At 61.6% G+C, this 13,016-nt stretch carries 13 protein-coding genes, 1 tRNA gene and 1 pseudogene; 4 read left to right on the top strand and 11 right to left on the bottom strand.

Features of this window, described 5'->3' with window-relative positions; translation table 11 throughout:
* Nucleotides 1-189: 189 nt before the first annotated feature.
* The 3 genes from purU to VOI27_RS11595 form a co-directional block, all read right to left on the bottom strand.
* Nucleotides 190-1,074, bottom strand: coding sequence for a formyltetrahydrofolate deformylase (gene purU / locus VOI27_RS11605; RefSeq protein WP_323765509.1), 885 nt, complete (start codon nt 1,072-1,074; stop codon nt 190-192).
* A 561-nt stretch (nt 1,075-1,635) separates the two neighbouring features.
* Entirely contained in the window at nt 1,636-2,046 is a 411-nt protein-coding gene (locus VOI27_RS11600) for a c-type cytochrome (protein WP_323765508.1), read from the bottom strand.
* Between the two features lie 482 nt (nt 2,047-2,528).
* Nucleotides 2,529-3,581 (bottom strand): hypothetical protein, encoded by a 1,053-nt coding sequence (locus tag VOI27_RS11595; protein ID WP_323765507.1) that lies wholly within the window; start codon nt 3,579-3,581, stop codon nt 2,529-2,531.
* A gap of 131 nt (nt 3,582-3,712) precedes the next feature.
* On the opposite strand from VOI27_RS11595, the gene VOI27_RS11590 reads away from it, so the two are divergent.
* On the top strand, nt 3,713-4,648 hold the full coding sequence (locus VOI27_RS11590; protein WP_323765506.1) for a Hint domain-containing protein: 936 nt from the start codon (nt 3,713-3,715) through the stop codon (nt 4,646-4,648).
* Between the two features lie 168 nt (nt 4,649-4,816).
* Here VOI27_RS11590 and VOI27_RS11585 read toward each other — a convergent pair whose 3' ends face one another.
* The 8 genes and pseudogenes from VOI27_RS11585 to VOI27_RS11550 all read right to left on the bottom strand — a co-directional run bounded on the left by VOI27_RS11585 (nt 4,817) and on the right by VOI27_RS11550 (nt 9,895).
* Entirely contained in the window at nt 4,817-5,341 is a 525-nt protein-coding gene (locus VOI27_RS11585; protein WP_323765505.1) for a hypothetical protein, read from the bottom strand.
* 29 nt (nt 5,342-5,370) lie between these two features.
* On the bottom strand, nt 5,371-5,889 hold the full coding sequence (locus VOI27_RS11580; RefSeq protein WP_323765504.1) for a helix-turn-helix domain-containing protein: 519 nt from the start codon (nt 5,887-5,889) through the stop codon (nt 5,371-5,373).
* The gene (locus tag VOI27_RS11575; protein ID WP_323765503.1) at nt 5,882-6,208 is read right to left on the bottom strand and encodes a hypothetical protein; all 327 of its coding nucleotides are present in this window, start codon (nt 6,206-6,208) and stop codon (nt 5,882-5,884) included. The genes VOI27_RS11580 and VOI27_RS11575 overlap by 8 nt, the downstream gene beginning before the upstream one ends.
* Before the next feature lie 183 nt (nt 6,209-6,391).
* The gene (locus tag VOI27_RS11570) at nt 6,392-6,601 is read right to left on the bottom strand and encodes a helix-turn-helix domain-containing protein (RefSeq protein ID WP_323765502.1); all 210 of its coding nucleotides are present in this window, start codon (nt 6,599-6,601) and stop codon (nt 6,392-6,394) included.
* A gap of 99 nt (nt 6,602-6,700) precedes the next feature.
* Nucleotides 6,701-7,510 carry a hypothetical protein gene (locus tag VOI27_RS11565; RefSeq protein WP_323765501.1) on the bottom strand — a complete coding sequence of 270 codons (810 nt, stop codon included), beginning with the start codon at nt 7,508-7,510 and terminating at the stop codon, nt 6,701-6,703.
* A gap of 33 nt (nt 7,511-7,543) precedes the next feature.
* Nucleotides 7,544-8,339: pseudogene (locus tag VOI27_RS11560) on the bottom strand (IS5 family transposase).
* A gap of 135 nt (nt 8,340-8,474) precedes the next feature.
* Nucleotides 8,475-9,671 (bottom strand): tyrosine-type recombinase/integrase, encoded by a 1,197-nt coding sequence (locus VOI27_RS11555; protein WP_323765500.1) that lies wholly within the window; start codon nt 9,669-9,671, stop codon nt 8,475-8,477.
* Between the two features lie 134 nt (nt 9,672-9,805).
* Nucleotides 9,806-9,895, bottom strand: a tRNA-Ser gene (locus tag VOI27_RS11550).
* A gap of 265 nt (nt 9,896-10,160) precedes the next feature.
* Here VOI27_RS11550 and VOI27_RS11545 point away from each other — a divergent pair.
* The 3 genes from VOI27_RS11545 to tmk are packed head-to-tail and all read left to right on the top strand — an operon-like array spanning nt 10,161 to nt 12,812.
* Nucleotides 10,161-10,982, top strand: coding sequence for an SPOR domain-containing protein (locus VOI27_RS11545; protein WP_323765499.1), 822 nt, complete (start codon nt 10,161-10,163; stop codon nt 10,980-10,982).
* Between the two features lie 36 nt (nt 10,983-11,018).
* Entirely contained in the window at nt 11,019-12,188 is a 1,170-nt protein-coding gene (locus VOI27_RS11540) for a D-alanyl-D-alanine carboxypeptidase family protein (protein WP_323765498.1), read from the top strand.
* Between the two features lie 12 nt (nt 12,189-12,200).
* Nucleotides 12,201-12,812 carry a dTMP kinase gene (gene tmk / locus VOI27_RS11535; RefSeq protein ID WP_323765497.1) on the top strand — a complete coding sequence of 204 codons (612 nt, stop codon included), beginning with the start codon at nt 12,201-12,203 and terminating at the stop codon, nt 12,810-12,812.
* Nucleotides 12,813-13,016 lie beyond the last annotated feature (204 nt).

Genomic DNA, 13,016 nt, shown 5'->3' with positions numbered 1-13,016 from the left:
ACAATTCGGCGACGCGACGACAGTCTTTTCGACGCCGCGGCGCCTCGAAGGCGCCGAAACGGACAGAACCGAAGCGCCGGCGGGCGCGCTGATCCATCTTGGCAGTGCACGCCTAACATACGCCGGCGGCCGCGATGGCGCGCGCTTCGGGCCTGACAGCGCATCGCCGGTGGGCTGCCTGCGCGGCGCTCAGCCCATCCGCTCGGAGGCGTAGGAGCCCGGCGAGGCCGGGAAGACGACCGTCTTGTTGCCATTGAGAAACACCCGGCGGTGGATATGCGCATGGATCGCGCGGGCCAGCACCTGACTTTCGACGTCACGGCCGAGCGAGACATAATCCTCGGGCGATTGCGCATGGGTGACGCGGACGATGTCCTGCTCGATAATCGGCCCCTCGTCGAGATCGGCGGTGACGTAATGCGAGGTCGCGCCGATCAGCTTCACCCCGCGCTGGAAGGCCTGCTTGTAAGGGTTGGCGCCCTTGAACGACGGCAGGAAGGAATGGTGGATGTTGATGATCCGTCCCGACATCTCCTTGCACATCCGGTCCGAGAGGATCTGCATGTAGCGCGCCAGCACGATCAACTCGGCGCCGGTGTCCTCGACCACCTGCATGATCGCCGCCTCGGCCTGCGGCTTGTTCTCTTTGGTCACCTTGATGCAGTGGAACGGGATATCGTGGTTCACCACCACCTTCTGGTAGTCCATGTGGTTCGAGATCACCGCCACGATATCGATCGGCAGCGCGCCGATGCGCCAGCGGTAGAGCAGATCGTTCAGGCAGTGGCCAAAGCGCGAGACCATGATGATGACCTTCATCTTCAGGGCCTCGTCATGGAAATCCCAGGTCATGTCGAATTTCTTCGCGGTCTCTTCAAAGCCTGCGCGCAGGGCGTCGAGGTCCACCCCCTCCTCGCTGGTGAAGCTGACGCGCATGAAGAAGTTGCCGGTCTGCATGTCGTCGAACTGGGCGCTGTCGGTGATGTTGCAGCCGTTGTCGACCATGTAGCCGGCGATGGCGGCGACGATGCCGCGGGTCGAACGGCAGGCAACGGTGAGGGCGTATTTGCTCATGTGAGGCTCCGGGGGGTGAAGAATGTCCTGCGGCGCGAGGCGCGCCGATGTCATGCGTTTCCCACCACGCCCGGGCGGCCGGCGCCAGACGGAAACGACAGGCTTGGGGCGAAAACAGGTGCGTCGCGGACGTCGTCTCGTTCCAATGGCGGCGGCAGGGTTCCTTTAGTGGACGACCGCCCCGATCAGGAACGCTCCGCGGGGCGGCGCGGGCGATGGGGTTTGCACTTCTGGGGGGACTTGCTTGAGGCGGGTACCGTGGCGGAGGAGGTGTCTGCAGCACTATATGCATAACACATTGGTACTCACGAATTTCCTACGACAGCATGAAAATCGTACAACACGTCCTACCACACATGGGCTGAGAAATGGCGTTTTCGGAGCGAGCTGCCGCGCGCTCTTTTTGGTCGGCAAGTGGCCTGATGAAATCACTCTTTCGTATACCTCGCAAAACCGCGTTGAAACAGGGGGGTATGGAAAAGTCTTCAGGATATGCATCAGGGACTGGAGGGGTTGCCGTTTTTTCGCGCAACCACAATTGAGGAATTTTGCCAGGTCCCATCACCTGCCAGTTCTTTGGTTTTGAATGCTCTCAAGGTAGATGACCAGATCGATTATTGCCTGGCTCGTCATAATGAGAGCGCCGGTTTCATCTTGAACCGTGACACCTTTGCCTTCGAAGAAATCACGATAAACCGGCATCGGACTTCCGTGTGCAACTAGGGTGTCCCGGCCATCGATTCGGGCGATTACATCCAATATTGGAAAGACGCCTTTGTTAAGGTCCGACAATTCGGTCAAGTCCGGCGGCGGAAGCACAGGGCTCGGAGCCATTGGCCCATTGCCGGTCGCATCGTGTCCGTGGCAGGCAGCACAATATTGAAGAAAGTCCTCCCGGCCCTTTCCAAGGTCCTGAGCCGATAACGGGGCGGAGAGCACGCAGAGTGCCGCAAGTGTGGATCTCAACTGCATGTCGGAGCCTCCTTTCCTGTCCGAGTGACCAAGGCTACGATCATCGCGCCTGAAGACTCGCGCCATGATCGAAGTCAAACTCGGCAGAGAAACGTGCCGGTGGGGTATGCGAATTCTACGCCTCTGAGTGTCACCGCGGGTAGCTATTCAACGAAAGCCATGTTCCATGCCTATGGCTGGACAGAAGGTCCGCAGGCGGGCATCAGGAAAATTTGAAATCCCCAGTTCAGCCTGTGGTGCCATCCCTTACATCCCCTTCATTGACACGACCGCTCGCATTTTCGGTCATCCCGCCTCTTCGGCAGAGATCCGCGACCGGGCGTTCCGTGCCCGCCCTACGTCGAGCCAAACATCTTCTGCGTTTCCGAGAACCTCGATGATTTCATGCGGTTCTGCTCCTCTCCCAGCCAGGATATCTTAGCCGAGAACCCCAGCTTGAGACGGGCTAGTTCTCAGGGTGCAGAGCAGCCTTGTCGATCCTTTCAGAGCGCACGCGCGCCTTGCGCTTTGGCTCTTCTTGCCTGATTCTCCGAGATCATCTTGAGCCCGCGCAGGTTCAGATCCCACGCAGTTTCTAGTTGGCCGGCCACCGCCGCGCGGGCCGCCTCGGGTGTGGCGCCGCTCCGAAATGCGTCTGTCAGGAGCCGGGTTTGACGAAATAGTGAGCCCAGCCCCGTTCCCATACGCGGCGCCCATTGGGCGAGCGCGTCTCCGAGTGCAATCCAATTCGGTAGTCCGGAGACAGGATATTCCAGACGACGCATCTGGGGTGCAATGGTCGACGTTCGCCCCATAAGTTGGGCGCCGCGAGGAATCAGGCTTGCGACCCGTTCGTTCACCATGCTCCGCAAATCCTCGGAATTTTTAAGACGCCCCCGCATGTCTCTTCGGATTGATGTTGTAAGGCGCATCTTGCGCCCATCGATGTCACCATAGAGCGCACCGGTTGGCTCATCCATCGGCACGCTGCCCCAATGCACCTTGCCCGCAGGCTCAGGCAGCGCGAGTTCGAACGTTTGATAGAGGGCGGGACGTCCGGCGTCCTCGATCGACGTGGTTATGCCAAGACCTTGCAGCATGGGCAGTGTCGCTCGGTGCGCGCCGGTGGCGTCAATCACCAGGTCAAAGACCTTTCGATCTTCCCGGCTTGTTGCTTCAAGGCGATTGCCGTGCCGAGCTGTAATGGTAACATCGTCCCAGCTTTCTAACGCAAGCTGCGCAAGCCTCGCGTCCAGAACGGCAACGATCGCTTCGCGCGTGAGGCGCCCAGCCTCGTAACTCGACCACCCTGTGCCGTTGTCGCCGCGCCACTGCCAGCCCGGTTCGATACTGGCGCTAAGCGCCGCGCCCAGCCCTTCGTCGATAACAGAGGCGTTGATCTGTATATCGCAAGATGTCACATGCGTATGATTGCGCGTCGCCGGCAGACCAAGGCCCTTGCGTGGCATGGCCCGAACCACGCTGCCACAACATGCGTGCAGCGCAATGGATGCAAGGCGCGCCGACGGCCCATCTCCGAATATCAGAACGTCCACTGGCACGCCCCTTGCCAATTCCGACCGCTTCGCGCCGGGTACCAATTTTTGTTGCGTTTCAGTTCAAGTTTACTAGTGTTGACCCGTTTACCCTAAAGCGCAATCACAAATTAAAACTGAGGATCGCAATCATGGCGACAGAAGATTTTACCTTCGTATACATCGTTGTTGGCGGCATGGCGCCCTTTCTGGATGTCTTTAACCTAGGCCCCATTGATACCATCGCAAACGAAGTCGACGGGACAATCGACAGTTCGACCGCCATCGGTGATCCGATCGATGAGAGCACCGGCAACCTTGCTGCCTTTGCCGGCGCCCAGCCCCCTTATACACTCGCCGCGACCACTGAAGCTCCCAGTGTCGGAGAGCCGGTACTAGTAGACGTCTTCGGCGACAGGTACATTCTCTCGAACAACCCGATGCTGGGGTCGCCTGTGCTCGTCCAGACCACAGATCCCTACACCTATTGTTTTGCCGCCGACACGCAAATTGCCACCCCGGACGGTGAACGCGCAGTTCAAGACCTCGCGATTGGCGAGGCCATTGTCACAGCTTCAGGCAAGGCCGTCGCCGTTAAATGGATCGGTCGCCAGACGCTCGGCAGACTGTTTGGCGGTCCGGGCCGGCAGCCCGTCCGAATCCGCGCCGATGCACTCGGCAAAGGCTTGCCGCACAGCGACCTGACCGTCACTGCCGATCACGGCATTATCGTGGACGGTTTCGTGATTAACGCCGCCGCTTTAGTTAACGGAGGCTCGATCGACTGGGTGCCGTTGACGGAACTGCCAGAGCGGGCCACGTATTATCACATCGAGACCGAGAATCACGATGTCATCCTCGCAAATGGGGTGGCGGCCGAAACCTTCGTTGATTACGCGGCACGGACGGCCTTTGACAACTACAAGGAGTATCTCGACCTCTATGGCGCAGAACGAATCGTTGCCGAAATGGACCGGCCACGAATTTCGTCAAGTCGATTGGTTCCAAACGCAATCAAGGTCCGGCTCGGTATCAAGACAGACGCCGTGGGATTTGAGGGTTTCGAGAACCTCAGCCTAAGATCTTAAAACGCTTTTCCAGCCCTTGTGCCGGCAATTTTCCAGTTGCCGGCATTCTCTTCATCGAACAGGGCAATTCCACGCATCCTGCTCGGTTGGGCGAAGCTTGCGCGCTCTGCAACCCACGGCCTATGCGCCGGGTCTCAAACGCCCCAATGCAACTATGCTATGAGGCGATTACTCTTTCGCGGCGCGGCCGACGACATCCCCGACAATCGCCTGCCCGCCTTCATTGACGGTCACACGCTCCACCCGGACCACCTGTTGCGCCTTGCGCCGGTATTTCTTCAACGCTTCCATCTGGTAGATATAGAGGCGCGCCAGACGGCACATGAATTTTCCGTTGGCTTCCCGAAATCGGAGGTCGGTTTGAAAGGTCATGCGCCCGGCCGCCTTGGTCATCGATAGATGCGTCGCCGTCATCTGCGCCACCAGCATCGCCTCCGCCGCGTCGACAGGTTCCAGTTCAGCGAACATGGCCGACGCCATGTTGCCGGTATCCTCCACGCCCTTACCCAGCGCTTCCAGCACGGTGCTGAACACCACATTGGCCGCTTCGGGGGTCTTCATGCCCAGCAAGGCCGGGATGGTCTCGTCAGACGCCACAGCGATGTTCAGCCTGCCGTCTCCGTCCATCGTCACCGTTGAAAAATTCCGCGCCTCGGAGCGTGCTGCGCCCGTCTTGTCCACTTCATGTGCCATGCCTCTTTCCCTGCATTGAGTGGTTGGTATCAGTGTTCCGATCCAGAACCGTGCCGCCCCTTGGAAACAGGCCTGACGGGTCTTGAAATGGAACCTGACGCGGCGCTACGGTTTCCGAACGGAACCACACGCGCCCCGCTCTGGCCCGTACCAGAACCGCGTTCCAAATTTTCGCGGCGGTAGCTGCGCCAGTCATGCGTCGGGGTCTCGCGACCGCGCGGGGTCTGCACCGGCTTTGTCGTGATGCGCCATTCGTGCGCCTGCCGATGATACCAGTTGCCTTCCTTCATCAGCACCACCAGCCCCTTGTCCTGAAAGTCCCGGAACGCGCGCTGAACGGTCGCCTTGCCCAGACTTAGCTGCCCCGCTGCCTCGGCAAAAGACAGGCGCAGCCTGCCGTTGTTGCTGCCGTTGTAGCGGGTGTGGAGGAGGAGGAAGACTTTCACCGCAGCGCCCGACAGGTCCAGCCAGGCATCGCTGAGAAGGAGCGCGTAGAAGAGAGGGGCGTATTGCCCCTCCCCTGATTTCTTGCTGCTGCGCCTAGCCATCGGCATCACCTGCCGCGCGATCTATGACACTGCGCCCGAGCGCCTTCATCTCGGCCCGCACCTGCCGGGCCGACCTGGGGTAGTCGAGCGTCAGCACGTTGCAGCCATCCGGCAGGCGATAGTAGGCCACGCGCTCCCTGCCCCGGCATTCCACCTCGATGGGCCAGCCATAGCGGGTTTTCAGCGTGTGGATGATAGCGCCCAGACGCCAGCCCCGCCGCTCCGCGATTTCGTCGCGGTGCGTGAGCGTGCGGCCCATCGCCAGCGCCCGACAGGTCCAGGCTCTCTGCGTCGGCTTGCTGAACCACGGCTCATTCATGGCAGACCCTCCCCAGGTGGAGCGTCAGCGGCTGAACCGAATTGCTGAGGCGATCCCAGTAGAACCGGGCCTCGGACGGGGTTGCGTGAGCGGTGCCGCATGTGGCATCAACTGGACTTGCTACGGTGGCAGTCGATGTCACACGAAAGGCCCCGGCCCCGCCTGCGGTGTTGGGGCTTTTCATTATGCGGCCTCCCCTTTCGGGTCGACGCGCTGGGCGTTGAGATAGGCGTTCAGGTCGCTGCCGTGATAGGCGATGCGCCGCCCGATGCGGATGAAAGCAGGCCCGCGATTGCGGTGCCGCCATTGCGCCAGCTTCTCCACGCTGCCCAGAACGCGGAGTTCTAGGTCTTCGGGGAAGAAGATGCGGTCTTGGTCGAAGATGTCTGCCATCGGCAATCCCTTTCCTTGGGTTGGTTGCGATGGCGATACGTTCGCTAAGCTAGCAATATTTGTGAACAGGTCGGAGTGGAAGAAATTGGAAAGAAGGAATTATTTCGAAACTCTTCCATTCTTCTCGTAGCTCAAAATAGATCGGCCGGTTATCGGAAAACCGGCCTCTGTAAGCTCAGCAGCAATGGCCTCAGCGCTCAGTTCACTCGGAATTCCGCCGGGATATCTCCTCTCGAACTCCCGCTTGGCCGGGGAAGGCTTGGCGCCACGTTTTTTTGACCCTTTCGAAACCTGAGACCTCTCACCCGTATTCTTCCAGTGCCTGTTAACCAACTGGATGGACTCAAACAAACCAAAGAGATCCTCAGGGAAAAGGTCCTCGCCCCATACTACGTACCATCCAAGAAATGGCTTCACGTACCTTTCAAACACGCCACCGTCAGGATTTCCATCCATGGTCCCGCAGAAGTAATTCTCAAAATTTCTTTCGGTTTGGTTTTTCTGCTTTATTAACCCGGTATCACCATCTAGGCAGGAGTACCGGTTCCATAAGTCGTCAGCCCTCATCCTTTTCGCGTCATACTCTTCGAAAATCGTGGATAACTCCGGCATTTGCCTTAAGGGGAATGAAAGGTAGAAATAGAAAAATTGGTCTGGATGAAAGAAAATTGGATGACTAGCCCTTAGCAAATTGCCAGCCGGGGAGCAGATGGCCGCGCCGTAATCTTCGTCAAGCCTGTTCATTATCCAGAACGCGATTAGTTTTATTTCGAATTCTACATCCTCCAGACGCAGTTTATTCTGCGCCGATACATTCTCGCCCAGCGAGAAGACCGCGCGAGCAGGGTTTAGCTCTTCGTCCAATGCTCGCTGAGGGTCTTCGCCCAATATTTCGTATGCGTTTGCCAAGTAAACTCGGCTAGGCTCTGGACTCATTGAGTTTCATAGCCAGTAGATGACGAGTGCGGCCAGCGCGATGGCCGAGAGGAAGACCTTGGGACAGCGGTCGTACCGGGTTGCTACGCGGCGCCAGTCCTTCAGCCTTCCGAGCATGATCTCGATCCGGTTGCGCCGCTTGTTCCGGCGCTTGTCGTATTTGATAGTTTTCTTGCGCTGCTTTCGACCTGGGATACAGGCGCGTATCCCTTTGTCTTCCAACGCTTCTCGGAACCAGTCGGCGTCATAGCCGCGATCTCCGAGGAGCCAATCGACACTTGGCAGGCCGTTCAGAAGCGCCCGTGCGCCGATGTAATCGCTGACCCGCTGCCCGGCAGTTGAAACGCAGTTTCAATGAGAGGGGGACCGGCGGTGACGAACAGATTTAGAGGCCGCCCATGGCTGTCGCAGATGGCGTGCAGCTTGGTGTTCATGCCGCCTTTTGTGCGCCCGATCAGGCGGCCACGCCCCCCTTTTTCACGCCCATGCTGGTCGCTGTCCGGTGGGCTTTGAGGTAGGTCGCATCAATCATCACGGTCTTCTGTTCGCCGTGGTCAGCGGCCAGACCGGCCATCATCCGGGCGAAGATGCCTTTGTCACTCCATCGCTTCCAGCGATTGTACAAGGTCTTGTGCGGACCGTACTCCTCGGGTGCGTCTCGCCATCGCAAGCCATTGCGATTGATGAAGATAATCCCGCTTAAAACTCGTCGGTCATCGACACGGGGCTTGCCGTGGGACTTGGGGAAAAAGGGCTCAAGACGCGCCATCTGGACGTCGCTCAACCAGAAAAGATCAGACATGTTCACCGCTCGTTTTCGAGCCGTGAATCATGCTGTCCGCCGGAAATCAATGGGTCCAGACCCTAGCCCAAGCGTGCGCTAGCGTCTTTACTTCGTGCCAATTTAGATAACCCGGCGGACAGTACATCTTACTTATTACTCCTCTCTCACAGCGCCAACGAATCCACACCACGATGCAGCAAGCGCCCGCCGCCGCTCCAACAAATCCGACCGTGCGTAAGCCCGCTCCACATCCGTTCCGAACTGATGCGCCAGCGCCGCCTCTGCCACCTCACGCGGCGCGCCTGCCGCCTCTGCCGCCCAATCGCGGAAGCTGCTGCGAAAGCCATGCACGGTAAAATCCCCGCGCCCCATACGCCGCAAAAGCATCAGCATCGACATGTTCGACAAAGGCCGGTGCCGCTTCTGCCCCTCGAAGACATAGGTGGACGCCATCGTCCGCATCGGCGTAAGTATCCGCAGCATTTCATCGGTCAGCGGCACCCGATGCGCCACGCCGGTCTTCATCCGCTCTGCCGGGATCGTCCAAAGCCGCGCTGTCTCGTCCACTTCCTCCCACGTCATGCCCAGCACCTCGGAGGTGCGGCAGGCGCTGAGAATGGTGAATTGCAGCGCCTTGGCCGCAGTGGCCGTGCGCCCCTCCAATGCGGCATAGAAGGCTGGCACGTCGCGCCACGGCATCGCGTCATGATGCACCGCCTTGGCTTTCACCTTGGGCAGAACCTCGGCCTCCTTCACCGCCGTGACCGGGTTCTCTCCGTCGCGGAAGCCTGACGACTTGGCCACGTCCAGCACCGTCTTGAGGCGCTGCATCAGCCGCCGCGCAGTTTCATGCTTCACCGTCCAGATGGGCGACAGGCACATCAGCACTTCGGTCTGACCGATGCTGTCCACCGGCATCCGGCCAATCTTGGGAAAGGCATAGTCGCGCAGGGTGTTCAGCCATTGCTGGCCGTGCTTCGGGTTTTTCCACGTCGGCAGGCGGTCGATATGCACCTGCCGCGCCAGTTCTTCGAACGTCGGCACCTCGCGCCGGGCGTTGAAACGCGGGTTCAGCCCCGCCTTGGCCATGCGGCGATATTCCAGCGCCCTCTCGCGGGCTTGGTTCAGCGTGACCACATCCGCTCCTCCCAGGCCAAAGTCGGTGCGCAGCGGCGCGCCCGCGCGGTTTTCCTGCCCCTTCACCGTGACGCGGACAATCCAGCGCCGGGCGCCCGACGGATCGACAACGAGGTACAGCCCCGCGCCATCGCCATGCCGCCCCGGCCCCAGGTTCTCTACCAGCCTTTTCGTGAGTTTGCCGCCAAGCGCCGCCACGGAAGATACCACCATTCATACCACACAAGGAAAGCATACAGGCAGTGCCGAACGAAACCCAACGAAACCTCAGACAAAGAGAAATCCCCGCGTTTGCAGGACTTTGAGCATCTCATGTGCGTTCAGGGAAATCAGGGAAAAGGTGGCCGTGGCGGAGGAGGTGGGATTCGAACCCACGGTACGCTTTCACGCACGCCGGTTTTCAAGACCGGTGCATTCGACCACTCTGCCACTCCTCCGCGTGACGTCTCGTTAAACACCGCCGAGTGATTCTGCAAAGCGCTCTGATGCAGGATTTCCGCCGATCCCGCCTCGCGGGCCTTTTCTTGCATGCAGGCAGAGGATAAGCTGTCGGCGCGCGCAAGGGCGCAGGCAGTCGACAAAAGACCGGAAAACCGGCAAGGCCCCCGAAGGGGCAGCATAGGCAAAAAGGGCAAGATGATGATTTCTCAGCGAGTTAACGCGGTCCGCCGAAGATCCAGGCCGCGCGGTGCGCGGCTGCTGATGGCCGGTACCGCGATCTGGCTGCTGGCAGCCTGCGAAAACGGCGCGCAGCTTCCGGGCTTCCTGCAACCCAAGGACAGCGAGACCAGCGCCGCCGCACCGGCCAGCCGGTCGACCCGGCTGGTGGAACGCGATGTCGAGGCGCCCGACGTCTTTCAGGTCACCGAAAGCGGGCTCTGGGACGGCCGGCCCTCGCTAGGCGGGGTCTGGGTGGCCCATCCCGACGTCCGCGAGCCCGAACGGGTGATCATCCGCAACCCCTCCAACGGCAAGTTCGTGATCGGCGCGCTGTTCCGCAAGGAGCGCGCCACACCGGGACCGGAACTGCAGGTGTCGTCTGACGCTGCCGATGCGCTGGGGCTGGTGGCCGGCCAGCCGACCAATCTCAACGTCACCGCGCTGCGCCGGGAAAAGACACCCGAGACGCCGCAGGTGCCCGAGACCGTCGACCCGGCCGGGCTCGATGCGCCCGATGCCGTGACAGCCACCGAGCTCGATGCGCCCGCCGCCGTGGCCGAGGCCGCGCTCGAGGCCGCGCCCGCCACCCCGCCGAAACCGAAACCGGCACCGGCCCCCAAAACCTCGAGCCTCGACAAGCCCTTCATCCAGCTCGGCATCTTCTCGATCGAGAAGAACGCCGAGAATACCGCCGCGGCGATGAAATCGCGCGGGCTGGCCTCGGTGATCAAGAAGCAGTCGAGCCAGGGCAAGACCTTCTGGCGGGTGCTCGTGGGTCCCGCCGCGACAGCCTCGGAGCGCGCCGCGGCGCTCAAGACGATCAAGGCGGCGGGCTTCACCGATGCCTATGCCGTGAGCAATTAACCGCCCCGCCGAGGGCCAGAGCCAATCGGACATGCCATGACGAGACATTTCGCAGCCCCCCTCCTCGCCTTTGTGCTGGCCGCCTCGACGGCGCTGCCGGCGCAGGCCTTCGACACCCGCGCGGAATCGGCCTTCGTGGTCGATCTGACCACCGGCACGGTACTGCTGGCCAAGGACGCCGACACCGCTCTGCCGCCGGCCTCGATGTCGAAACTGATGACCCTCTACATGGCCTTCGAGGCGATCCGCGACGGCAGGCTCGACCTGCAGGAGAAGCTGCCGGTCTCGCAGCACGCCATGTCCTATGGCGGCTCGACCATGTTCCTCGACACCACCGACCGGGTCTCGGTCGAGGATCTGCTGCGCGGCATCATCGTGCTGTCGGGCAATGACGCCTGCGCGGTGATCGCCGAGGCGCTGAGCCCCGATGGCACCGAGGCCGGCTTTGCCCGCTACATGACGCGGCGGGCACAGCAGCTCGGCATGACCAACTCGACCTTCACCAATTCCAATGGCTGGCCGGCGGCAGGACACCGGATGTCGACCCGGGATCTCGCGCTGATCGCGCGGCGGATCATCGAGGATTTCCCCGAGTTCTACCCGATGTTCGCCGAGCGTACCTTTGCCTTCGACGGCCGCGCGCCGCAGAACGTCAGCAACCGCAATCCGCTGCTGCGGCTGGATATCGGTGCCGACGGGCTCAAGACCGGCCACACCCAGGAGGCGGGCTACGGCCTCGTCGGCTCTGCCAGCCAGGGCGACAGGCGTGTGGTCTTCGTGGTCTCCGGGCTCGACAGCGAACGCACCCGGGCCGAGGAAAGCGAGCAAATCGTCAACTGGGCCTTCCGACATTTCAGCCAGTCCAAGGTGGCCAGCCAGGGCCAGGTGGTGGCCGAGGCCGACGTCTGGATGGGCTCGGCGGTCAAGGTCGGCCTGGTGCCGGCCGAGGATGTCGAGATGCTGGTGCCGGTGCTGGCCAGCGGCAAGGTCAACGCCGAGGTGGTCTACAACTCGCCGATCGAGGCGCCGGTGGCCAAGGGTGACAAGCTGGGCGAGATGATCATCTCGCTCGAGGGGCTGCCCAAGACGACGATCCCGCTGGTGGCCGACCGCGACGTGGCGGCGGGCGGGTTCATGAGCCGGGTGACCACCGCGGCCAAGGTGTTGCTCAAGCAATGGGGCGCCCCGGTGCCCGGCCTCACCTGACGCGGCGGGCGGGTGTTCATCTCCTTCGAGGGCATTGACGGCTCCGGCAAATCCACCCAGGCCCGGCTTCTGGCCGAGCATCTGCGGGCCGAAGGCCGCGAGGTGGTTCTGACCCGCGAGCCCGGCGGCTCGCCGGGCGCCGAGGAGATCCGCGCGCTGGTGCTGCAGGGCGATCCCGACCGCTGGTCGGCCGAGACCGAGATCCTGCTGTTCACTGCCGCCCGGCGCGATCATCTGGAGCGGACCATCCTGCCTGCGCTGGAGGCAGGCAAGGTGGTGATCTGCGACCGTTTCGCGGATTCGACGCGGATGTATCAGGGCCTGTCGCGCGGCGATCTGCGCGGTATCGTCGACCAATTGCATGCCCTGATGATCGGCCGCGAGCCCGACCTGACGATCCTGATCGACATGGACCCTTCGATCGGGCTGGCGCGGGCCAAGGGGCGCGGCGGCGTCGAGGAGCGGTTCGAGGATTTCGGTGCCGGGCTGCAGGAGCAGATGCGCGCCGGTTTCCTGGCACTGGCGAAAGAGTTTGCCGCGCGCTTCCGGGTGATCGACGGCGGGCGCGACATCGACGTGGTGGCGCGCGAGGTGGCGGCTTTGGCGGCGCGCGAGGGGCTGTAGGCTACGTGACGCGTGCCGCGCAGCGACGGGTCGTGGTGTGGCGATCCAACGGGACTGCTGCTCAGAGTATTGTAGTCAAACCCCTACGACCTCCGACGGATGCGCTTGCGACCGCTAGCTCGCTGCCTTGCCTGCCCCCGAGGAGGTGGCGAGCCGCACATCGCCGGGCCGCGGTACGGCGATCCGACGGCTCTGTAGGCAGTT

The sequence above is a fragment of the Marinovum sp. genome, assembly GCF_034669705.1.
GTDB lineage: Bacteria > Pseudomonadota > Alphaproteobacteria > Rhodobacterales > Rhodobacteraceae > Marinovum.
Note: the sequence above shows the minus strand (reverse complement) of the source record. Positions and strands in the feature narration are given on the sequence as shown.